Consider the following 23,075-nt stretch of genomic DNA (forward strand, 5'->3'; position numbering starts at 1 on the left):
TGATAGGATTCATGCAATATGCCTATTTTTTAGGCAGATTTAAGTCGACTTGTGCTAAAGTAAGACCCTTTCCTCAGTAGCCGAAGTTCTCTAAAAATCCACTCAAACTTAATGAAGATTGGCTCACACCTTCTAGCAAATAGGTTATTCGTTGCCCCAATGGCTGGGGTAACTGATCGTCCATTTCGTCAGCTATGCAAAAAGCTGGGTGCTGGCTATGCCGTATCTGAAATGATCGCGTCTAATGCCTTGCTGTGGAAGAGCGAAAAAACCCAACGTCGAGCTAATCACCAAGGAGAATTTAAGCCGATCGCAGTCCAAATAGCCGGCGCAGACCCAAAGATGATGGCAGCAGCCGCAAAGCTCAATGTTGATCATGGCGCCCAGATCATTGATATCAATATGGGTTGCCCAGCTAAAAAAGTATGTAATGTTGCAGCCGGCTCGGCTCTACTGAGAGATGAGCCTTTAGTGCAGCAAATTTTGGAAGCTGTAGTTCAGGCTGTAGGCATTGGCCCTGATGCTGTTCCTGTAACTTTAAAGATTCGGACAGGATGGGATCGGGAGCATAAAAATGCAACAGATGTTGCACGTCTCGCCGAGAAATCTGGTATCTCCATGCTGACTGTTCATGGTCGGACGCGCGCCGATCTTTATCATGGTGAGGCGGAGTATGAAACTATTACTGCAGTAAAGAATCGGGTTGCCATTCCGGTAGTTGCTAACGGTGACATCACCACCCCAGAAAAAGCAAAATTTGTTTTAAAAGAAACTGGGGCTGATGCCATCATGATTGGTCGAGCCGCTCAAGGACGTCCTTGGATTTTTCGGGAGATCAATCATTTTCTGGAAACGGGCGATAAATTACCAACACCGCAAATTAATGAGATTCAAGAGATTATGAATGCCCATCTCATTGATCACTACGATTTCTATGGCGAATACGTTGGCTTGCGCACAGCGCGCAAGCATATCGGCTGGTACTGCAAAGGCTTACGTGACTCCCATGCCTTCCGCCAAAGAATGAATACTGCCGATGATTGCAAAACCCAATTACAAATGGTGAATGATTTTTTCAATGAAATGAAATCACACTCTGATCATTTGTTATTTTTAGAAGCAGCCTAAATTTAGTTTTTAATTATTTAATTTATCCATGACCAATAAGCACCCCATCACCGAATGTATTGAGACACAGCTCCAGCGTTATTTGGATGATCTCAAAGGAACACCTCCATCTGACCTGTACCAAATGGTTCTAGCTATAGTTGAAAAGCCAATGCTGGAATTAGTGATGCAGTATACAAAGCAGAATCAGTCTTTGGCCGCGCAGTACCTAGGCATCAACCGCAATACGCTACATAAGAAATTGGTTGAGCACCAACTCCTGAAATAAGCCAGGCCGTACTCACAAATTATTAATAAATTAAAAATTCTGAAAAATATGATTCGTACAGCCCTTCTCTCTGTTTCCGATAAAAATGGTATTGTGCCTTTTGCTAAAGCCCTTCATGAGCAAGGCATCAAGCTGATCTCTACTGGCGGCACTGCAAAACTCTTGGCTGAAAATAACCTACCGGTATTAGAAGTATCTTCCCTCACCAAGTTTCCAGAGATGCTGGATGGTCGTGTAAAAACCTTACACCCGATGGTACATGGCGGCTTATTGGCTCGCAGAGATTTTCCTGAGCATATGGCCGCCTTGAAAACGCATGGCATCGATACAATCGACATGCTGGTCATCAACCTCTATCCATTCAATGAGACCGTTGCTAAAGCAGATTGTTCATTTGAAGATGCGGTTGAGAATATTGATATTGGTGGCCCAGCAATGTTACGTGCTGCTGCCAAGAATCACCAAGATGTGACCGTACTTATTGCCCCAGAAGATTACACGTCAGTACTCGAAGAAATGAAGGCCAATAAGAATGTAGTTTCTTATAAGACCAATTTAGGTCTAGCTAAAAAAGTATTTGCTCATACTGCGCAATATGACGGTGCAATTGCGAATTACTTATCCGCATTAGGCGATGATCTCGATCATCAAAAACGTTCTGCTTATCCAGAAACCTTGCACCTTGCCTTCGAAAAGGTACAGGAGATGCGATACGGTGAGAACCCGCACCAATCGGCTGCCTTCTATAAAGACATCCATCCAATCGATGGTGCGCTTGCCAACTATAAACAATTGCAGGGTAAAGAACTTTCTTATAACAACATCGCCGACGCTGATTCTGCATGGGAATGCGTAAAAAGCTTTACGGGCAATGCTGGTGGGTCTGCCGCTTGCGTGATCATCAAGCATGCCAATCCTTGTGGTGTAGCTGTCGGCGCTAATGCACTTGAGGCTTATCAAAAAGCATTCAAAACTGACCCAAGCTCAGCGTTTGGCGGAATCATTGCCTTAAACGTGTCATGTGATGGTGCCGCAGCTGAAGCGATTTCTAAGCAGTTTGTGGAAGTATTGATTGCCCCAAGTTTTAGCGATGAAGCTAAGGCCATCTTTGCTGCCAAACAAAATGTTCGCTTATTAGAGATTCCTTTGGGGGCTGTATTTAATGCTTTTGACTTCAAACGCGTTGGTGGTGGCCTGCTAGTTCAATCGCCTGATGCCAAGAACGTCCTTGAGAACGAAATGCGTGTTGTCAGCAAGCGCCTTCCAACCCCAAGCGAAATGCGCGACATGATGTTTGCATGGCGTGTTGCAAAGTTTGTCAAATCCAATGCGATTGTGTATTGCGCTAACGGCATGACTCTCGGTATCGGTGCTGGACAAATGAGCCGTGTAGACTCTGCTCGCATGGCCAGTATCAAAGCTGAAAACGCAGGCCTCAGCCTTCAAGGCTCTGCAGTTGCAAGTGATGCCTTCTTCCCATTCCGTGATGGTTTAGATGTTGTAGTGAATGGTGGTGCAAGCTGCGCTATTCAACCTGGTGGCAGCATGCGTGATGATGAAATCATTGCGGCAGCTGATGAACATGGCATTGCCATGATCTTTACCGGCACACGTCACTTCCGTCACTAAACATCCATGCGCTGGATAGGAATAGACCCTGGTCTACGAACAACAGGTTTTGGTGTCATTGACGTTGATGGTCAAAGGCTCAGCTACGTAGCGTCTGGGACGATTGAAAGTGGTGATCCAGACCAAGGTCTACCTACGAGATTGGGCATCTTATATGCCGGAATTAAAGAGGTTTTGGAGACCTATCACCCACAGCAAGCGGCTATCGAAGAAGTATTCCTCAACGTCAATCCTCGCTCTACTCTGATGCTAGGGCAGGCTCGAGGAGCAGTGATTGCGGCTTTAGTCTCCGACCAACTCCCTGTTGCTGAATACAGCGCACTCCGAGTGAAGCAGTCCATTGTTGGGACCGGTCGGGCAAGTAAGCCCCAAGTTCAAGAAATGGTGAAACGTCTACTGCGCTTAAGTAGAACGCCCGGCGCAGACGCGGCAGATGCCTTGGGGGTGGCTATTTGTGCGGCACATCACGATCAAATACCGAAAGCAATTACCGCCACCCTTACACCCAAAAAGAGTAGTAAGAAATAACAATACAAACAGGTTAAGATCTTCACATGATTGGTCGTATTCAAGGAATTCTCGTTTCAGTTCATCCACCCCGTCTCTTGGTAGATTGCCAAGGCGTTGGCTATGAGATTGATGTGCCCATGAGTACGCTGTATCAACTACCAGAGACTAATCAAAAAATTACACTTCTCACACACTTCCAGGTCCGTGAAGATGCACAACAACTCTTTGGATTTGCCACTGAAACCGAGCGTGAAGCATTTAGACAGCTGATTAAGATTAGCGGTGTTGGCTCACGCACTGCCCTTGCCGTCCTTTCCGGCATGAGCGTCAATGAACTGGCGCAGGCAATTGCTATGCAAGAAGCGGGACGCCTGACCCAGGTACCCGGCATTGGCAAAAAGACTGCTGAGCGCCTTTGCCTCGAACTCAAAGGCAAGCTGGCTCCAGATTTAGGAATTTTTGGTGACAAACCTCACGCTATTGAAGCGAATAGCGAAGTTTTACAAGCCCTTTTGGCACTAGGTTATTCAGAAAAAGAGGCTCATTTGGCCCTCAAACAAATCCCGCCAGATGCCACAGTATCTGATGGCATTCGTATGGGCCTAAAGTACCTGTCGAAGTCTTCATAATTAGTCTCCTAAACACCACTACACTTGCAGTATGGCAATCCACACAGAAGACCTTAACTCAATTCCCGAAGACTTGCCGGAAGGCAATGACCGCATCGTTAGCGGCGCAGCTGGAAACTCGGAAGCCGTCTTTGAAAGAGCTCTGCGTCCAAAGCAGCTTGATGAGTATGTAGGTCAAACTAAAGCTCGTGAACAGCTAGAAATTTTTATTACGGCAACTCGCGCCCGTCAAGAAGCCTTAGATCACGTTCTTTTATTTGGACCTCCTGGTCTTGGCAAAACTACTTTGGCTCATATCATCGCCAGAGAGCTTGGTGTCAATTTGCGCCAAACTAGCGGTCCCGTCCTAGATCGACCTGGTGATCTTGCTGCTTTACTGACAAATTTAGAAGAAAACGATGTGCTCTTTATTGATGAGATTCATCGCCTCTCTCCTGTTGTTGAAGAAATTCTCTACCCAGCCCTAGAGGATTACAGCTTAGACATCATGATTGGTGAAGGTCCTGCTGCCCGAAGTGTCAAGATTGATCTCAAACCATTTACTTTGATCGGCGCGACCACTCGTGCCGGAATGCTCACCAATCCTTTGCGTGATCGCTTTGGCATTGTGGCAAGACTGGAGTTCTACACCACTGAAGAGCTCACTAAAATTATTACGCGCTCCGCTAGCTTACTTCAAGCCGATATTGACCCCGAGGGATCCATTGAGATAGCTAAGCGTGCTAGAGGTACTCCACGTATTGCTAATCGTCTATTGCGTCGGGTGCGTGACTATGCCGAAGTCAAGGGTACTGGAACCATCACTAAAGAAATGGCTGATGCCGCATTGAGGATGCTCGATGTTGATCCAAGTGGCTTTGATGTAATGGATAGAAAATTACTAGAAGCCATCTTACATAAATTTGATGGTGGCCCCGTAGGGATTGATAACTTGGCTGCGGCTATTGGTGAAGAACGCGACACCATTGAGGACGTTCTAGAGCCTTACCTAATTCAGCAGGGTTATCTACAAAGAACCTCGCGTGGAAGGATTGCCACTAGGCAGGCTTACGAGCATTTTGGCTTAAAAGCGCCAAGTAGTTTATCGAACTCAGACCTACTCGAATAGCTTAGACCCACTCAAGCGCAGGCATCAATCTTTTCTTGGGGATTGCCATGGCCAGCGGCCATCAATTTCTAATGTTAAGGACCAGCTTAAGAAGCATCGAATGAGCACAATGGCTCCGAGCACTGCAACACTAGTCAAGGTCGGGCTAATTGCAACGGTACGAATTACATCACCAGCAACTAGTACTTCAAGGCCCAAAATCAATGAACGCACAATTTGAATGCGAAAACCTTTGTAAGCAATGTCCGCTGTTTGAGTAATCAACTCTTTAGCAAAGGTACATAAACCCCAAAGTACCCCTAGAGAAACAACTGCCACCCCTAAGGCATCCATCACATCACTTACACCTCGAATAGTTTCGATCAGATTCATAAAGAATTGTTATATGAAAAAAGTAAGTAGGTCATTAAAAATTTATACCAAAATAACTTTAGCAAATTTACGCTTACCCACCTGCACCACATAAGTACCGGCTTCAACTTTCAATTGTTTGTCAGTAACAGTTGCGCCATCAATCTTCACACCGTTTTGTTCAATGTTGCGATTCGCTTCCGATGTAGATGGGGCTAAGCCAGCAGCCTTCAAAAGATTGGCAATCTGCATTGGGGCACCAGAAAGATTTACCTCTGGAATATCGTCAGGCACGCCACCTTTAGCGCGGTGATTAAAGTCTTCTAATGCTTTTTCTGCTGCCGCTTGAGAATGAAAGCGCGCAACAATTTCTTGTGCGAGTAGCACTTTGCAATCTTTAGGGTTTCTCCCAGCAGCAACTTCTTGCTTCATTAAATCAATTTCAGCCATAGGACGAAATGACAACAATGTGAAGTAGTCCCACATTAACTCATCGGAGATGCTCAAGAGCTTACCGAACATCTCGCCAGCAGGTTCGCTGATGCCAATGTAATTACCTTTGGACTTACTCATCTTATCCACGCCATCTAAACCAACCAGCAGTGGCATTGTCAAAATACATTGGGGCTCTTGGCCATACTCACGCTGGAGTTCGCGCCCTACCAAGAGATTAAATTTCTGATCAGTACCACCGAGCTCTAAATCACTCTTCAGGGCAACAGAGTCGTAGCCCTGCATCAATGGGTACAAGAACTCATGTACAGAGATGGGTACGCCACTACGGTAGCGCTTGGTAAAGTCATCCCGCTCTAACATTTGGGCAACGGTATATCGCGCTGCCAACTGAATCATGCCACGTGCACCCAGTGGATCACACCACTCGCTGTTATAGCGGACTTCAGTTTTAGCTGGATCAAGGACCATACTAGCTTGACGATAGTAAGTCTGCGCATTAACGGCGATTTCTTCAGCGGTCAGCGGTGGTCGGGTTGCATTACGTCCAGAGGGATCACCGATCATGCTGGTGAAGTCACCAATCAAGAAAATCACGGTGTGACCTAAATCTTGTAGTTGACGTAATTTGTTCAGAACAACTGTATGGCCCAAATGAATATCGGGCGCTGTTGGGTCTAAACCCAGCTTAATACGCAAGGGAGTGCAGGTGGCTTGGCTCTTGGCCAACTTTTGAGTCCAGTCCGCCTCGACTAATAACTCATCACAGCCCCTTTTGGTTACTTCAAGGGCTGCAAAAACTTCGGGGGTAAGTGGGTATTTTTGTTCTGGTTTAGCCGTCATGCGAAATTGGGTAACTGATTCGGTTAAATTAGTATTTACATTGCTAAAGCATAATTGTCGCATTCCTGAGAACAAAGACCTGATACTGCATGAATAAGTCTCCATCCCTCTATATTGGCCTGATGTCTGGCACCAGCCTAGATGGGATAGACGCCGTGCTGGCAAAGATTGAAGCTTCAGGGGAGACATGTCTTATGGACTCCTGCAGCCTTCCCTTTAGCCCTGAATTACGCAAAGCCCTGCTAGATCTCCAAACCCCTGGCCCAAATGAGCTCCACCGCGAAAAACAGGCGGCCAATGCCTTGGCAGTAGCCTATGCGGATGCAGTCAAGCAATTACTTACTCAGGCTAAGCTTTCCGCTGCAGATATCAGCGCGATCGGCGCCCATGGTCAGACTATTCGTCACCAAGCCGATCTTGCTCATCACTTGGCCTATACACATCAAACCCTCAATCCTGCACTTCTTACAGAGTTGACCGGAATTGATGTCATTGCGGATTTTAGAAGTCGTGACCTTGCTGCTGGTGGTCATGGCGCCCCTCTAGTGCCAGCCTTTCATGCGCAGCAGTTTGCTTCAGATAATAATATCGCCGTACTCAATCTTGGCGGTATTGCCAACCTAACGCTATTAACCAAAGATAGTGAAGTGAGGGGCTTTGATTGCGGCCCTGGCAATATGTTGATGGATGCCTGGATTGCAGAACAGCAAGGTCATGCCTTTGATGAGAACGGTACTTGGGCATCACAAGGCAAAGTTAATCAAGTGCTGCTGTCCAGCATGATGACGGATTCATTTTTTGCAAAAGCTCCTCCAAAGAGCACAGGTCGTGATGACTTTCATCTGGAGTGGCTACAAAAGCAAATTGGTTTAGATAACATCAATGCTGAAGATGTTCAAGCCACACTATTACAGCTGACTGTGGACTCAGCCTTGCAAGCTTTAGAGTGCTATGCGCCGCAAACCCAAATACTGGTTATCTGTGGTGGTGGTGCACGCAATACCGCCTTATTGAATTTATTGAAAACAAGGGCTGAGGTCTTATTTAAAAACTCACTGGAGATTGTGACCAGTGATGCGCTTGGCATTGATCCACAACTCGTAGAAGGCCTCGCGTTCGCATGGCTTGCATGGGCCCATAAAGAAAAACGGCCAGCAAATTTGCCAGCCGTTACAGGAGCAAGGGGGCCTAGAATTCTAGGTGCTTGCTATCCTGCTTAAGCAGAGAAAGAAGAGCCGCAACCACAAGTGGTTTGTGCATTTGGATTCTTAATTACAAACTGTGAACCATTAATGTCCTCTTTGTAATCAATCTCAGCACCAACTAAATATTGGAAGCTCATTGAATCGACCAATAAAGTTACACCATTCTTCTCAAAGAGTGTGTCATCCTCATTTACAGCATCATCAAATGTGAAGCCATACTGAAATCCTGAGCAACCGCCGCCCTGAACAAACACGCGTAGTTTTAATTCAGGATTGCCTTCTTCAGCAATCAAGTCAGCCACTTTTGCAGCAGCGCTATCCGTGAACACCAACGGGGTTGGTGGCTCGGCTAAATCTTGTGCAGTTTCTTGTGTAGCTAATTGGTTCATGGTTTACTCCTAATTCAAAGGGCAATGGTTTATTTTAGGCTTTTAATGCCAAGCTTGCTGAAGGGTCTTTCCTACTCGCTCTATTATGGTGAAATAGCAATTTGTGTCAATCCAGTGGTCTCAGGCAGTCCAAACATGAGGTTCATGCATTGAACGCCTTGACCTGAAGCGCCCTTTACTAGGTTATCTTCAACCACCAAAATGACTAAAGTATCGCCATCGCCAGGACGGTGAATAGCAATACGCAAGCCATTGCTACCCCGTACAGAGCGTGTTTCTGGATGACTGCCTGCAGGCATGACATCAACAAAAGGCTCATCTTGGAAGAAATCTTCGTATAGCTTTTGGAAATCTACCTTCATGCCAACCTCTGTTAAACGCACATATAAGGTTGAATGGATACCTCTAATCATTGGCGTCAAATGCGGTACAAATGTTAGGCCTATCTGATCGTGGCCAGCGATCGCCTTTAAGCCTTGAACGATTTCAGGAAGGTGGCGATGACCTTTAACGCCATAGGCTTTGAAGTTATCACTAGACTCCGATAATAAAGTTCCGATCTCTGCTTTCCGCCCAGCACCAGAAGTTCCCGACTTCGAATCAGAAATAATATGGGTACCATCAATCAGTTGCTTGCCGCCGGTAGACTGTGGCGAGAGTAATGGAGCCAGTCCGAGCTGCACAGAAGTTGGGTAACAGCCAGCCAAACCAACTACACGTGCTTTTTTAATTGCTTCACGATTGATTTCTGCCAAACCATAAACTGCTTCAGCCAAAATTTCTGGGCAGCCGTGCTCCATGCCATACCATTTCGCAAATTCTTTGACGTCCTTTAAACGGAAATCTGCAGCCAGATCCAAAATCTTCACGTTGTTAGCAAGTAATTCTTTTGCTTGAGCCATTGCTACGCCGTGGGGCGTAGCAAAGAACACTACGTCGCACTCATTTAACTTGGCCTCATCTGGTGTCGTGAATTTGAGATCAATGCGACCACGTAAAGAGGGGAACATCTCAGCCACTGGCATACCAGCTTCCGTGCGAGAAGTAATTGCTTGAATATTCACTTCAGGGTGTTGCGACAACAAACGCAACAACTCCACTCCGGTATATCCAGTACCACCTACGATTCCAACTTTGATCATGCCATTCTCCAAAATGCTGATAGATGAATTTTATTCCTTCAGTAACTCAATTGTAGAAACAAAAAGGGCCGCTTGCGCGACCCTTTCGATAAAACTTAGCGACTGAAAAAAATTAGCGCTTGCTGAACTGCTTACGACGACGTGCGCCATGCAGACCAACTTTTTTACGCTCAACTTCACGAGCATCGCGAGTTACCAAACCTGCTTTAGAGAGGGCTGGTTTCAATGCGTTGTCGTAGTCAATCAATGCGCGAGTAACGCCGTGACGTACTGCACCAGCTTGGCCAGTTTCACCGCCACCGCTAACGTTTACTTTGATATCAAAGGTTGTTAGGTGAGCTGTGAGAGCCAAAGGCTGACGAGCAATCATGCGTGATGTTTCGCGAGCAAAGTAAGCATCGATAGGTTTACCGTTAACAGTAATCTCACCTTTGCCAGATTTAATGAATACACGTGCTACAGAGCTCTTGCGACGACCTGTACCGTAATTCCAATTTCCGTAATTAATAGCCATTTGGTTTCCTTAAATCTCTAACGCTTTTGGCTGTTGAGCCGCATGCGGATGACTGGCGTCGCCATAGACTTTTAATTTCTTAATCATGGCATAACCTAGTGGGCCTTTTGGCAACATACCCTTCACAGCCTTCTCTAAAGCACGGCCTGGGAAACGGTCTTGCATCTTGTCGAAGTTGGTCGAGCTAATACCGCCTGGGTATCCGCTGTGACGGTAATAAATTTTGTTCAAGCCTTTTGTGCCTGTAACACGTAGCTTAGAAGAGTTGATGACAACAATGAAGTCGCCAGTATCAACGTGTGGGGTGTATTCAGGCTTGTGCTTGCCGCGTAGACGGAGTGCCACTTCACTGGCGACACGACCGAGGACTTTGTCCGTAGCGTCAATCACGAACCATTCATGCACTACCTCATGGGATTTTGCAGAAAAAGTTTTCATGATTTCTCAAATTGTTATAGTCAAAAAATTACTCCAATTAAATTACGTCCACCTTGGCCCTGCTTATGTTTGCAAGCTCGCAGATTCTTTAATTCATTTGGTAAAACAATTACCGATGACTGGTTCGGTAATTCAGTAAAGCCTTGAATTGTAACCTAAAAAAAACCCAGGAACGAGTCCTGGGTTGGAATCCACCTATGTTTAAGTGGAGGAGACACTGGGAGGCAAATCATTCTCTTATATAAGACTGACTACCAATATGGTTATTGTATCGATAATTATGGTGCAATGCAAGAATATTGACCAAAATCAATTTTTGATGCTTTTTAGCCAAAAAAGGATAGGGGCTAATATCCATAATTATTGGTAAACTATTGATAATATTGATTAATTTAGTAAATTAAGGGTCACTAACATGGAATGTCGAGTAAGTTGGTTGGGTAATAGCGGCATGGCCTTTTCGGCAGAAACTGGCAGTGGCCACCAAGTCAAGATGGATGGCCCACCCGATGCAGGGGGGCAAAATAGTGCCCCAAGACCCATGGAACTCCTTTTAGCGGGAACTGGTGGGTGCTCAGCCTTTGATGTGGTTTTGATCCTACAAAAGGCTCGGCAGGAGATTAGCGCCTGTGACGTCCAGCTAAGTGCTGAGAGGGCAGAAACTGAACCCAAAGTCTTTACAAAAATTAACCTGCATTTCACCGTGAAAGGCAAAAACCTCGATTTAGCCAAAGTAGAGCGCGCAGTGAAGCTTTCTCACGACAAATACTGCTCTGCCACAACCATGCTGGCTAAAACAGCAGAACTCACTTATTCCATTGATGTAGTGAATGACGAATAAGCTTTTAGAAAGTGCAGAGTCAATCGATAAGCCGGATTCTGTCGCCTAGATTTACATCTAGGGGCAATCATTCCTCTAGGCCGGCAGTTACCTGACGGCTCAAGCTCCCTACCCGCAGACTCAGCGGGACGCCTCATCGCCTGCTTACTTGGGATTGCTCCAGGTGGAGGTTACCGCGTTTCACCGTAACTAAATACGCTCGTCTCTGTGGCCCTATTCCTCACGTCACCGTGGATGGCCGTTAGCCATCACCCTTCCCTATGGAGTCCGGACTTTCCTCCCCCTCAATAAAGAGGCGGCGATTGCCCAATTGACTCTGCGACTGCAGTCTAACGCAGTCGCAGAAATTTAGTTTAAAAATGAATTGACAGGCTGAGAAGTAGCCTAAGCCAAGGTCCAAGCAATCGCCTCACCAGCACGAAGGGGCACAATCGTATCGTCGCCCAAAGGAAGTTCTGCAGGAATGCTTTGAGCTTGCTTCACCAAGGTAATTTTCTTGGTATTGCGTGGTAATGAATAAAAATCTGGTCCGAAGAAACTAGCAAAACCCTCAAGTTTGTCTAACTTGCCAATACCGTCAAATGCCTCAGCATATAAACCCAGGGCATTAAAAGCACTGTAGCAACCAGCGCAACCACAAGCCGCCTCTTTGGCACCTTTGGCGTGAGGCGCACTATCAGTACCCAAGAAAAACCTGGGGCCACCACTCGTTGCCGCCTCCAGCAAAGCAACACGGTGCTCTTCACGCTTAAGCACAGGCAAGCAATAGTTATGCGGACGAATACCGCCAGCAAAAATTGCATTACGGTTCATTAATAAATGTTGCGGAGTAATCGTAGCAGCTATATTGTTCTTTGTAGCAGTATGCGCATCACGTACATAGTGCGCAGCTTGTTTGGTAGTGATGTGCTCAAACACGATCTTGAGCTCAGGAAAATTTTTACGTAAAGGCTCAAGCACTTGGTCAATAAACACCGCCTCACGATCAAAAATATCAATCTCAGCACTAGTCACCTCACCATGCACTAACAAGGGCATACCAACAGCCTGCATGGCCTCAAGTACAGCATGGCAGCGCTTGATGTCACTCACACCCGCATCACTATTGGTAGTTGCTCCCGCAGGATAAAGCTTAAATCCAACAATGCCAGCATCCTTTGCTTTGCGCACTTCGTCCACGGAAGTGTTGTCCGTGAGATATAAAGTCATTAATGGCGTAAAGCCAGTCACACCCAAAGATTGAAGATTGACTTCAATGCGACCTTGATATGCATTTGCTAAATCAACTGTAGTAACTGGGGGCTTCAAATTTGGCATGATGATGGCACGCGCAAATTGGCGCGCAGTATCGGCCAGCACGTCTTTCATGACTTTGCCATCACGAATGTGCAAATGCCAGTCGTCTGGCTGAATTAACTGGATTTGTATTGGGCTATTGGACATAGTTATCTATCAAGCAAAATGATACGGAAATCATTCACATTCGTCAGTGTAGGGCCAGTTTCCACCAAAGCATCTAATTGCGCAAAAAAACCATAGCAATCATGCTCAGACAAATACTTTGAAGGAATGAGGTTTTGCTCGTGGGCAGCCTGGCGAATCGCGGGCGTAAACCACGCACCAGCATTCTTTTCACTACCATCAATACCATCGGTATCTGCAGCCAAAGCCGCAATCTTGGGGAGGTCCGTAGAGGCTGCTAAAAGTGATAGCAAATATTCGCTGCAGCGACCACCACGACCTTTCACCTCATCGGGAATAGTTACAGTGCACTCACCACCCGAAATAATAGCAATTGGTGCGCCAATCGTTTTCATTAAATACTGACGTGCTAAGTCGGCTTGGTCAACACCAACATCTTGAGCCTCCCCGGTGATGGTATCACCTAAAATCACTGGTTCGTAACCTTGAGTGCGGACATAGTCTGCTGCAGCCTCAAGGCTCTTGTAGGCTGTCGCAATGACGTGATTTTTTACTTGGGTATTATCCAAGTCACCCACCTTTAATGTTTCAGGAATTTCACCAGCAGCACCGCGCTCTAAATGCGATAGAACAGACTTCGGAATGGAATTAGTGCCTAGGTGATGTTTGGCCAAAATATCTAGAGCATCTTGATAGGTCGAATAATCTGGAGCGCAAGGACCGCTCGCAATATCTGCAGGGGAATCTCCTGTTACATCGGAAATCAATAAAGCTTCAATTCGAGCACCACGTGCAATTGCTAGTCTTGCTAAATTTCCACCCTGAATCGCCGACAAATGTTTGCGAACGACATTCATCTCTTCAATTGGCGCACCAGAACGCAATAGCGCCTCGGTGGTCTTACGCATATCTTCAATGCTGATGCCAGCTTGGGGTAAGGTGAGCAAGCTAGACCCGCCACCGGAGATTAAGGCAATCAAAATATCCCCAGCCTGCAGTTCACCAACTAAACGATGGATTTCTTTCGCTCCATCCATGCCGGCTTGATCGGGCACAGGATGACCCGCCTCAATAATTTGAATATCACTTGTTGGGGAGTGGTGACCATAGCGAGTCAATACCAAGCCCTCTAGAGTTGCATTAGGCCAATGGGTCTTTGCATGAGACTCTAGAGCCGTTGCCATTGAGGCACTAGCCTTGCCAGCACCCACTACTAAACACTTCCCCTTGGGCTCTGAGCCTAGAGGGAAAATCTTACTGAGATATTCAGGGACAATTTCCTTTGGGTCAGCAACCGCTAAAGCTGCCGCAAAGGCACTTCTAAGAATAGTTTCTTGCTGACTCATCAAGATATTCTAATCAAGCGCAATACGCTCTTGCATTTGCCACATCTCAGCGTATCGACGATTGGCCACCAATAGCTCAGCATGCGTGCCGCGTTCCACAATCTGCCCATGATCCATAACCAAAATCTGATCAGCATGGACAATAGTAGAAAGTCTATGGGCAATGATCAAAGTGGTACGATTTTTGGCCAAACCAAGTAGCTCCTCCTGAAATGCCCGCTCTGTTTTAGAGTCCAATGCTGAAGTCGCTTCATCGAAAATCAACATCGTTGGCTTTTTGAGTAAGGTACGCGCTATCGCAACACGCTGCTTCTCACCCCCCGATAACTTCAAGCCACGCTCACCCACTTGGGTGTCATACCCATCTGGAAGATGTTTAATAAAGCGATCTATCTGGGCAGCTCGAGCTGCTTCATGTACCTCTTCAATCGAAGCATTGGGGTTGCCATAGGCAATGTTGTATCCAATCGTGTCATTGAATAAAACGGTATCTTGTGGAACGATACCAATTGCCTTGCGCAAGCTTGATTGGGTAACATCCTCAATATTTTGATCATCAATGAGGATTTTTCCGGACTGGACATCATAAAAGCGAAACAGTAGACGCGCCAAGGTACTCTTACCTGCACCACTCTGACCCACAACTGCAGTAATCGTGCCCGCTGGAATATGAAAACTGACATCTTTCAGGATTTCACGTTTGGTATCGTAATGAAACGAAACATTATCAAAATGAACATCTGGGCCGCGTCCTTGATTGTTGATATGTAAAGGCTTAGCATTAGGCGCATCAGCAATCTCTTTCTCCGTATTCAGAAGTGAGAACATGCGATCCATATCCGTCAACGCCTGCTTAATCTCCCGATAGATCACGCCCAAGAAATTGAGTGGGATATATAACTGAATCATTAGAGTATTGACTAAGACTAAATCGCCCAGAGTCATAGATCCATCTATTACGCCTAAGGTTGCACGCCAAAGAATCAGAACTAAACCGACCGCAATAATAGTCTGCTGTCCAAAGTTCAGAACTGCTAAGGATTTCTGAGATTTAACAGCGGCTGCTTGGTAGCGTACTAGATTCTGATCATAGCGACTAGCTTCAAATGCCTCATTACCAAAATACTTTACTGTCTCGAAGTTCAGCAATGAATCAATCGCTTTCTGATTTGCCTTCGAATCCATATCATTCATGGTGCGACGGAAATGCGTCCGCCATTCGGTCACCACAACTGTAAAGCCAATGTAGAGCACCAAGGCGACCAGCGTGATAGCAGCAAACCAAATATCGTAGGCATAAGCAAAGTAGCCCAGCACCAAGCAAAATTCAATTAGGGTCGGTAGGATGCTATATAGCGAATATGAGATCAGCGACTGAATACCACGTGTACCGCGCTCAATATCTCGACTGACGCCACCAGTCTGACGGGCCAAATGAAAGCTAAGCGCTAGGGAGTGCAGATGTTCAAAAACTTGTAGGGCTACCTTACGAACTGCATTTTGGGTAACGCGCGCAAAGAGGGATTCACGCAATTCGGTAAATAACGAGGCGGAGATTCTTAATAGGCCATAGGCCAATATTAGGCTAGCAGGAACTGCCAATAAAGCCTGAGGAGAATCTGCCTTGATATTGAGGACATCAATCAACTGCTTCATCAAAATTGGAATGCCGAGGTTAGTCACCTTAGCGGCGACCAAACATGTCAGGGCAATTGCAACCCTAAATTTGTATTCCAATAGGTAGGGCAGTAAATCTCGAATGACTTTCCAATCACTCCCTTGAGAAGGTTTGGGGTCTGCTGCCGAATGATGATGCCCTGATGAATGTCTCATCACACTATCTTAGTCACTTCCGCTCTAGCGTGCAGAAAATAATTTCAGAATCGCCTCGCCATTACTAGGAGAAAAACATTTTCTAGCGGCTTCTGCAGATGGCAACCACTGGTAGGCGACATGCTCTCTTGGGGCTAATTGAACTCGAGTGCTATCTGGTACTAGCAATGAAAACCAATGCTCAGTATTTCTGCTTACCCCAGGAGCATAGCGGTGACGCCATTGCGGATAAATCTCGTACTCAATCTGATGCTGCATATTTTGCAAAGAATTTACCGGAAGGGATTGAATATTAATACCTGTCTCTTCAAAGACTTCACGAGTAGCAGCCACACTGAGATCCTCATCAAGGAAATCAAGGCTCCCAGTAACTGATTGCCAGAAGTTAGGTTTATCAGCTCGCTCTATTAGCAAGACCTCCCCATTCGATTTGTGGATCACAACCAAAACCGAAATGGGGATTTTCAAGATGCTTTAAATACGTTCTTACTTAAGCTGCTGGAGTGGCCTGGCGTAAGCGAATATGCAATTCTTTTAACTGACGCTCATCTACTGGGCTAGGAGCCTGCGTGAGCAAGCACTGTGCACGCTGTGTTTTAGGAAAGGCAATCACATCACGAATAGACTCAGCACCAGTCATCATGGTGACGATGCGATCCAAGCCAAACGCAATACCACCATGCGGAGGGGCACCGTATTGCAAGGCATCTAGCAGGAATCCAAACTTGGCCTGAGCTTCTTCGGCGCCAATCTTCAGCGCACGAAATACCTGGCTCTGAACTACCTCTTGGTGAATACGAACTGATCCGCCTCCAATCTCGCTACCATTGAGAACCATATCGTAGGCTTTAGCTAGGCACTTACCTGGATTTGATTCAAGATACTGCATATGCTCATCCTTAGGGCTTGTGAATGGATGGTGACAGGCAACCCAACGGGCATTATCCTCATCGTATTCAAACATTGGGAAGTCAACCACCCACAATGGTTTCCAACCCTCAGTGGAGAGGCCATGCTCTTTACCCCAAGCAGAGTGACCAATTTTCAAACGCAACCCACCGATTGCATCATTGACCACTTTTTCTTTATCGGCACCAAAGAAAATAATGTCACCATCTTTAGCACCCGTGCGCTTCAAGATGCCTTCGATAGCAGCATCATGCAAATTTTTCACAATGGGTGATTGCAAACCGTTGCGACCTTCTGCAACCGAGTTCACCTTGATCCATGCTAAACCTTTGGCACCATAAATTGCCACAAATTGAGTGTAGTCATCAATTTCGCTGCGGCTAATCTCAGCACCGCCGGGGACGCACAAGCCAACTACTCGACCACCCTCTTGGTTTGCTGCACCGGAGAATACTTTGAAATCGACATCCTTCATTAAGTCAGTCAATTCAGTAAATTCAAAATTCACACGCAGATCTGGCTTATCCGAACCAAAGCGCGCCATACCCTCTGAATAAGGCATTGTTGGAAATGGATTAGGCAACTCGACATTCATCGTGGTTTTGAAAATATGACGGATCATATTTTCAAATAATTCACGGATTTCCAATTCATCTAAGAAAGCTGTTTCACAGTCGATCTGAGTAAATTCTGGTTGCCGGTCAGCACGTAAATCCTCATCACGAAAACACTTCGTAATTTGGTAGTAGCGATCAAAGCCAGCCACCATTAATAACTGTTTAAATAGCTGAGGTGACTGTGGCAAAGCAAAGAACTGGCCGTCATGAACACGTGAAGGGACTAGGTAGTCACGTGCCCCTTCAGGGGTGCTCTTAGTTAACATCGGCGTTTCAATATCGATAAAACCTGCAGCATCCAAGTAGCGGCGGCATTCCATGGCCACGTTGTAACGCAATCGCAAGTTCTTTTGCATTTGAGGGCGACGCAAATCCAGCACACGATGAGTTAAGCGAGTAGTCTCCGATAAATTCTCATCTTCCAATTGGAATGGAGGGGTAATAGATGCATTCAAAATCACTAAACGATGACACAGCACCTCAATCTTGCCACTGGCTAAATCATTATTCTCTGTACCGGCTGGACGGGCACGGACTAAACCTTTAATTTGAATGCAAAACTCGTTTCGAACCTGCTCAGCCAAGGCAAACATTTCTGGACGATCTGGATCACACACTACCTGAACAAAACCTTGATGATCACGCAAGTCAATAAAGATCACGCCACCATGATCACGGCGACGATTCACCCAACCAGAGAGGGTAATTTCTTGACCAATGAGTGATTCAGTTACCTGGCCGCAGGTATGGCTTCGCATCGACATAACAATTTCCTATAAATCAAAGATGATGTTTTGACCCAGCAGAGGTCAAACCAGTTGAACTGGTGGGGGGAACTGATCCCATTGAAACAATATGCTTGAGGGCCTCTTCGACACTCATCTCTAATTCAATGGTGTGCGTACGTGGGACGATCATAAAAAATCCAGAGGTTGGATTTGGAGTGGTTGGCAGGAATACGTTGACGTAATCCTCGCCCAACTTCGCAGCAACCTCTTTTGCTGGCATACCAGTTTGGAATGCAATCGCCCAAGAATCCGCATGGGGATAGCGAATAAGTAATGCCTTACTAAAAGCTTGTCCGCTGCCAGAAAATAAGGTGGAAGATACTTGTTGAACGCTAGAGTAAATCGATCGCACAATCGGAATGCGATTCATCAAGCGGTTCCATACCTTCATCCACCATTGCCCAGCAAAACTGATAGCAAGAAATCCAGTGATCATGATGACTGAAACAACAATCAGAATACCCACTCCGGGTATCTCACGGAAATGCTGTAAATCACCAGAAAACTGATTGGGGAATACGGCAATAATGGCGTGCATTACGGAACCAAAAACGCCATCAAGTAAGCCAAGACCCCCTGCAATAACCCAGATTGTGACTGACATCGGTGCCCACACCAAAATGCCTGCGATAAAGTATTTTTTCATTTGCTTATGCTTATGCTTTGCTTAACCTCGTATTTTAGCGGTTTAAGCGCCGGCCGGCGACAGACTAATGAAGACCAAGGCCGATTATTAGAATCCCAAGCAAAAAGCCGCCCGCAAATAGCAAAACTCCCACTAAGAGGCTATGAGTGCGTCTTTCTTGCAATAAAAGGCTCTTTAAGACCTCTAATTCAGCGTTTTGCTCTCTTTGTGGGCCGCGCCCTTGCGCCAAACTCTCCGCAATCAGGCGGGGTAAGGTTGGCAGTATTTTTGCCCAAGAGGGCGCTTCATTTTTAAGTCCCTCAACCAATCCGCGCCAACCCAACTGCTGACTGATCCATTTTTCCAGAATCGGCTTTGCAGTCTGCCATAGATCGAGATCGGGGTCTAATTCACGTGCCAAACCTTCCACATTGAGCAATGTCTTTGATAGCAGGGATAGTTGTGGCTGCACTTCAACCTTAAAGCGACGAGATGTTTGGAACAAACGCACCAGAACAATGCCTAAAGAAATATCTTTAAGAGGTCGATCAAAGTAAGGTTCACAAACGGAACGTACCGCACCTTCCAACTCTTCCACACGAGTATCTGCAGGCACCCAACCCGATTCCACATGTAATTCTGCGACACGCCGGTAGTCTCGATTAAAGAAGGCCAAAAAGTTGAGTGCCAAGTAGTTTTTATCAGTCTCACTTAATGCACCAACAATTCCGAAGTCCAGAGAAATGAATCGTCCAAAACTATCTGGCTCTAAGCTGATCATGATATTTCCCGGGTGCATATCTGCATGGAAAAAACCATGTTCGAAAACTTGGGTAAAAAATATCTCCACACCCTCTGCCGCTAATTTTTTGAAATCCACTCCCGCAGCACGTAATTCATCAAAACGACCGATAGATATACCGTTCATTTTTTCCATGACAATCACATTCGTGCGACACAAATCCCAATACATTTCTGGAATCATGAGCTTGTCTGAATCAACAAAATACCTTCTTAGCTGACTGGCATTAGCAGCCTCACGCATGAGATCGAGCTCATCATGCAGGTGTCTATCAAACTCAGCAACGTTTTCAGTGGGCTTTAAACGACGACCATCAGAAGATAATTTTTCAATAATTCTTGCTAGGTCGTACATTAAAGCAATATCGCTATCAATGATCGGGAGGATGCCTGGACGTAGGACCTTTATCGCAACTTCTCGCCCACCCCACTCTGGATGCCTCTCAGTGGCACGTAAAGTTCCAAAATGTACCTGAGCAACAGAAGCACTAGCTACCGGCGTTGCATCAAAACTAATAAAGATTTCTTCAACAGGTAAACCCAGCGCTTTCTCAATTAAGAGTCGTGATTCTGTATTAGAAAATGGTGGCACTTGATCCTGTAACTTTGCCAATTCATTTGCAATATCTTCTGACAATAAATCACGTCGCGTAGAAAGCACTTGTCCAAATTTTACGAAGATCGGACCGAGCGCTTCTAAGGTCAAACGAATACGTTCGCCTCTTGGTAGCGATTGCCCCGGTGATACCCAGCAAAGAATAGTTAATAGGCCACGACGAATACCGGGTTTCAGAATATCGCGCAACAGAGGTAATAAGCCATAACGCCATGCAGTGAAGAAAATGAAATAGAGGCGGGCTAAACGACGCACAATGAATTAACCTTTTCGCTCTAAAAGTTGTATACGCTTTTCCATACGATCAACCGCATCACGCAAGCTACTTAATTCATTCTTATGAATCATAAAATCCCGTTTACTCAAAAGTACTTTTCTTTCCTCGCTGACATATTCAATTGCATTTTCCAGTAGATCAGTAGCGGCAGATTTCCCAGCAGAAATGAATTTCTTACCTTGACGTACAGCAAAGTTTGCAGGCGCATCGCCAATGAAACGCGCCAAGTCTTCCTCATACTCCCACCGAATTTGACCTACTAAGCGGCCTAATAGCTGTGCCAAGTCAGCATCACCAGTAATCCTCACTGACTTCATTGCTTGCTCACGTATGTTGCCAGAGCTACCGGCTAAAGCGCTCAACACTTCAGGAGAAACCTCTAACTCTAATGACGGGGTATCCCCATGAGTCAAGGCAACTAGAGAGCCCTCGGGTGCTATCTCAAAAAAGAGCTGCCCAATCGGCAAACTGAGCAAAATGACTTTGCCAACATGGCGCGCCAACTCCACCATAGCCCATGGCTCAGCCTTGAGAACATGATTTATTCCTCGGCAAGCGGCGGAGGCTGCAATATGGTGAGTGGTGGGAGATACGGTGTTCATCAGTGTAAAAAACCCGCACAAGTGCGGGCTTTCAGTGGAAAGTACTACAAGCTTAAACTAACTGGGAGATACCCGCTAGTACCCAGCCACCGGGGCCATTGACTGGCTTACTTAAATTCCAAATTTCAGAGAAGTTATTGGCTTGTGCGCCTACTTGCTCACGAATCATGCCCGTGAACTGCACGCTACAGTAATAAGTGTTGTCAGTTGTCTCGATGCCGAGTAACTGCGCATTGAGCGTAACTACATCGGTTTGATTGGCAGCATCCGCACGACCAGCAAGATCCTGTTCGATCGTTGCAAACATCTCTGGTGTGGTGTACTCACGCAATGCAGCTAAATCACCCTGATCCCATGCCTTTTGGAGGCCTGAAAAGTATTGCTTAGCATTATCCAAAAATGCGTATTCATCAAATCCTGGTGGCAGGGTTGACTGAAACGCTGCGGGCTCAGCAGCAACTCCACCGAAAGCACTGGCAGCTGGCGTAAATGCAGGCTCTTGTCTTGGTGCTTGATCCATATTTGCACGCTGCATTCCCTGAGAAGTCACTTGAGGACCTTTATTGGCGCCAGATAAGGCAGGCAACATTCTTCTCATCACAAACATGATGGCAAAGCCTGCTAAAACTGCAATCAATAATCCAGTAATCAATGAAGAGGCAGCCTCACCCATACCAAAATGGGATAAAAGGTATCCAATACCAAGTCCTGCAGCAAGACCACCCAGGATACCGCCCATACCGCCAAAGCGGCTTGGTGCTGGTGCTTGAGGAGCAGCGGCGGCCGGTGCAGCCGGTTGAGCTTGTTGAGCTGGCTTTTGTGCTGGAGCAGCTTGTTTTTGCATAGGTGCACTTGGTGCCTTACCGATACTTTTACTACCACCTAAACGAGCAGCATTAGCATGACCAACAGTTGCAAATATTAAGCTGACGCTTAATAGAACTGCCTTAAAAAAATGCTTGTTCATATTTTTCCATCCCCTTTAGAACTTCTTATATTCTTGATCAGCAAAAACTACAAATTCACTAGTATTTAATACCAATATGCAGCGCAACGATACCCCCAGTCATTCTATGGGTATCCACTTCATCAAAACCGACCCCTAGCATCAATTCCTTAAGGGCTTCTGCATCTGGATGCATCCTAATGGATTCAGCCAAATAACGATAGCTCTCAGAGTCTTGAGCAATTTTTTCACCCAACCAAGGTAAAACCTTAAATGAGTAGGTGTCATAAACCGGCTGTAAAAATGCATCTGGCTTAGAGAACTCCAAAACCAATACTCGACCCCCGGGCTTAATAACCCGCAGCATCTCTTTCAAAGCAAGGTCTTTATGGGTCATATTGCGCAATCCAAAGGCGACCGTTACAACATCAAAGTGATTGGCTGGAAAAGGGATCTTTTCTGCATCGAATTGAACGGAAGGTAAAGATAGGCCTTTATCCAAAAGACGGTCACGGCCAACACCCAACATCGAAGCATTGATATCACTTAGCCATACTTGCGCCTCTGGGTTATGACCCCAATCAGCAGCACGCGCAAAGGCCGCGGCCAAGTCGCCCGTACCCCCAGCAATGTCTAATACTTTTTGACCGGGACGGACCTGAGCTCGAGCAATAGTTACTTTCTTCCATAGACGATGAAGACCGAATGACATCAAATCATTCATCACGTCGTATTTGCTAGCTACAGAATGAAATACCTCTGCGACCTTGCCAGCTTTTTCAGTCTCATCAACGCTTTGGTATCCAAAGTGGGTCTTACTCATATTCTTCGCTTTATCTAATTGC

The 23,075-nt window shown here is 46.1% G+C and carries 24 protein-coding genes and 1 other RNA gene; 8 read left to right on the forward strand and 17 right to left on the reverse strand.

The window, feature by feature from the left end; translation table 11 throughout:
• The first annotated feature begins 111 nt into the window (after window positions 1–111).
• From dusB to ruvB, 6 genes are read left to right on the forward strand one after another with little or no spacing between them, the layout of a single operon-like run.
• Window positions 112–1,128 (forward strand): tRNA dihydrouridine synthase DusB, encoded by a 1,017-nt coding sequence (dusB, locus tag ICN43_RS00215; RefSeq protein WP_216196683.1) that lies wholly within the window; start codon window positions 112–114, stop codon window positions 1,126–1,128.
• 28 nt (window positions 1,129–1,156) lie between these two features.
• Window positions 1,157–1,396 (forward strand): helix-turn-helix domain-containing protein, encoded by a 240-nt coding sequence (locus tag ICN43_RS00220; RefSeq protein ID WP_216196684.1) that lies wholly within the window; start codon window positions 1,157–1,159, stop codon window positions 1,394–1,396.
• A gap of 48 nt (window positions 1,397–1,444) precedes the next feature.
• Window positions 1,445–3,025: a bifunctional phosphoribosylaminoimidazolecarboxamide formyltransferase/IMP cyclohydrolase gene (gene purH, locus ICN43_RS00225; protein WP_216196685.1), complete on the forward strand. Its 1,581-nt coding sequence runs from the start codon at window positions 1,445–1,447 to the stop codon at window positions 3,023–3,025.
• 6 nt (window positions 3,026–3,031) lie between these two features.
• Window positions 3,032–3,553: a crossover junction endodeoxyribonuclease RuvC gene (gene ruvC, locus ICN43_RS00230; RefSeq protein ID WP_216196686.1), complete on the forward strand. Its 522-nt coding sequence runs from the start codon at window positions 3,032–3,034 to the stop codon at window positions 3,551–3,553.
• A 26-nt stretch (window positions 3,554–3,579) separates the two neighbouring features.
• On the forward strand, window positions 3,580–4,164 hold the full coding sequence (gene ruvA / locus ICN43_RS00235; RefSeq protein WP_216196687.1) for a Holliday junction branch migration protein RuvA: 585 nt from the start codon (window positions 3,580–3,582) through the stop codon (window positions 4,162–4,164).
• 31 nt (window positions 4,165–4,195) lie between these two features.
• Entirely contained in the window at window positions 4,196–5,272 is a 1,077-nt protein-coding gene (gene ruvB, locus ICN43_RS00240; RefSeq protein WP_216196688.1) for a Holliday junction branch migration DNA helicase RuvB, read from the forward strand.
• A gap of 24 nt (window positions 5,273–5,296) precedes the next feature.
• Here the strand turns inward: ruvB and ICN43_RS00245 are convergent, their stop codons facing one another.
• Window positions 5,297–5,644, reverse strand: a complete 348-nt coding sequence (locus tag ICN43_RS00245) for a DUF1622 domain-containing protein (protein ID WP_216196689.1) — start codon at window positions 5,642–5,644, stop codon at window positions 5,297–5,299.
• 42 nt (window positions 5,645–5,686) lie between these two features.
• Window positions 5,687–6,919, reverse strand: coding sequence for a tyrosine--tRNA ligase (gene tyrS, locus ICN43_RS00250; RefSeq protein WP_216196690.1), 1,233 nt, complete (start codon window positions 6,917–6,919; stop codon window positions 5,687–5,689).
• A gap of 89 nt (window positions 6,920–7,008) precedes the next feature.
• On the opposite strand from tyrS, the gene ICN43_RS00255 reads away from it, so the two are divergent.
• Window positions 7,009–8,139, forward strand: a complete 1,131-nt coding sequence (locus ICN43_RS00255; RefSeq protein WP_216196691.1) for an anhydro-N-acetylmuramic acid kinase — start codon at window positions 7,009–7,011, stop codon at window positions 8,137–8,139.
• Here the strand turns inward: ICN43_RS00255 and erpA are convergent.
• The 4 genes from erpA to rplM all read right to left on the reverse strand — a co-directional run bounded on the left by erpA (window position 8,136) and on the right by rplM (window position 10,607).
• A complete protein-coding gene (gene erpA / locus ICN43_RS00260) occupies window positions 8,136–8,513 on the reverse strand; it encodes an iron-sulfur cluster insertion protein ErpA (protein WP_216196692.1) in 378 nt (125 codons plus the stop codon). The two genes, ICN43_RS00255 and erpA, sit on opposite strands and share 4 nt — an antisense overlap.
• A gap of 83 nt (window positions 8,514–8,596) precedes the next feature.
• Window positions 8,597–9,655, reverse strand: a complete 1,059-nt coding sequence (gene argC, locus ICN43_RS00265) for an N-acetyl-gamma-glutamyl-phosphate reductase (RefSeq protein ID WP_216196693.1) — start codon at window positions 9,653–9,655, stop codon at window positions 8,597–8,599.
• 112 nt (window positions 9,656–9,767) lie between these two features.
• Window positions 9,768–10,169 (reverse strand): 30S ribosomal protein S9, encoded by a 402-nt coding sequence (gene rpsI / locus ICN43_RS00270; RefSeq protein WP_076023685.1) that lies wholly within the window; start codon window positions 10,167–10,169, stop codon window positions 9,768–9,770.
• 9 nt (window positions 10,170–10,178) lie between these two features.
• Window positions 10,179–10,607 (reverse strand): 50S ribosomal protein L13, encoded by a 429-nt coding sequence (rplM, locus tag ICN43_RS00275; RefSeq protein ID WP_015422034.1) that lies wholly within the window; start codon window positions 10,605–10,607, stop codon window positions 10,179–10,181.
• Window positions 10,608–11,022: 415 nt separating this feature from the next.
• On the opposite strand from rplM, the gene ICN43_RS00280 reads away from it, so the two are divergent.
• Window positions 11,023–11,448: an OsmC family protein gene (locus ICN43_RS00280; RefSeq protein WP_216196694.1), complete on the forward strand. Its 426-nt coding sequence runs from the start codon at window positions 11,023–11,025 to the stop codon at window positions 11,446–11,448.
• A gap of 11 nt (window positions 11,449–11,459) precedes the next feature.
• Here the strand turns inward: ICN43_RS00280 and rnpB are convergent.
• From rnpB to ubiE, 11 genes are all read right to left on the reverse strand, one after another.
• Window positions 11,460–11,766, reverse strand: an RNA gene (gene rnpB / locus ICN43_RS00285) — RNase P RNA component class A.
• Window positions 11,767–11,832: 66 nt separating this feature from the next.
• Window positions 11,833–12,897, reverse strand: coding sequence for a dihydroorotase (gene pyrC, locus ICN43_RS00290; protein ID WP_216199774.1), 1,065 nt, complete (start codon window positions 12,895–12,897; stop codon window positions 11,833–11,835).
• A complete protein-coding gene (locus tag ICN43_RS00295; protein ID WP_216196695.1) occupies window positions 12,894–14,216 on the reverse strand; it encodes a glycerate kinase in 1,323 nt (440 codons plus the stop codon). Before ICN43_RS00295 ends, pyrC begins: the two co-directional genes overlap by 4 nt.
• 9 nt (window positions 14,217–14,225) lie before the next feature.
• The gene (locus ICN43_RS00300) at window positions 14,226–16,049 is read right to left on the reverse strand and encodes an ABC transporter ATP-binding protein/permease (RefSeq protein ID WP_216196696.1); all 1,824 of its coding nucleotides are present in this window, start codon (window positions 16,047–16,049) and stop codon (window positions 14,226–14,228) included.
• Window positions 16,050–16,073: 24 nt separating this feature from the next.
• Window positions 16,074–16,517: a dihydroneopterin triphosphate diphosphatase gene (gene nudB / locus ICN43_RS00305; RefSeq protein ID WP_216196697.1), complete on the reverse strand. Its 444-nt coding sequence runs from the start codon at window positions 16,515–16,517 to the stop codon at window positions 16,074–16,076.
• 22 nt (window positions 16,518–16,539) lie between these two features.
• Window positions 16,540–18,339, reverse strand: a complete 1,800-nt coding sequence (aspS, locus tag ICN43_RS00310; protein WP_216196698.1) for an aspartate--tRNA ligase — start codon at window positions 18,337–18,339, stop codon at window positions 16,540–16,542.
• A gap of 16 nt (window positions 18,340–18,355) precedes the next feature.
• Window positions 18,356–19,009: a DUF502 domain-containing protein gene (locus ICN43_RS00315; protein WP_216196699.1), complete on the reverse strand. Its 654-nt coding sequence runs from the start codon at window positions 19,007–19,009 to the stop codon at window positions 18,356–18,358.
• 64 nt (window positions 19,010–19,073) lie between these two features.
• The gene (gene ubiB / locus ICN43_RS00320; RefSeq protein ID WP_216196700.1) at window positions 19,074–20,660 is read right to left on the reverse strand and encodes a ubiquinone biosynthesis regulatory protein kinase UbiB; all 1,587 of its coding nucleotides are present in this window, start codon (window positions 20,658–20,660) and stop codon (window positions 19,074–19,076) included.
• Window positions 20,661–20,666: 6 nt separating this feature from the next.
• The gene (locus ICN43_RS00325; RefSeq protein WP_216196701.1) at window positions 20,667–21,284 is read right to left on the reverse strand and encodes an SCP2 domain-containing protein; all 618 of its coding nucleotides are present in this window, start codon (window positions 21,282–21,284) and stop codon (window positions 20,667–20,669) included.
• A 52-nt stretch (window positions 21,285–21,336) separates the two neighbouring features.
• A complete protein-coding gene (locus ICN43_RS00330) occupies window positions 21,337–22,251 on the reverse strand; it encodes a Tim44 domain-containing protein (RefSeq protein ID WP_216196702.1) in 915 nt (304 codons plus the stop codon).
• A gap of 58 nt (window positions 22,252–22,309) precedes the next feature.
• Window positions 22,310–23,053, reverse strand: a complete 744-nt coding sequence (ubiE, locus tag ICN43_RS00335) for a bifunctional demethylmenaquinone methyltransferase/2-methoxy-6-polyprenyl-1,4-benzoquinol methylase UbiE (RefSeq protein WP_216196703.1) — start codon at window positions 23,051–23,053, stop codon at window positions 22,310–22,312.
• Window positions 23,054–23,075: the final 22 nt, after the last annotated feature.

Source organism: Polynucleobacter sp. UK-Mo-2m-Kol15 (assembly GCF_018881505.1).
Lineage (GTDB): Bacteria > Pseudomonadota > Gammaproteobacteria > Burkholderiales > Burkholderiaceae > Polynucleobacter.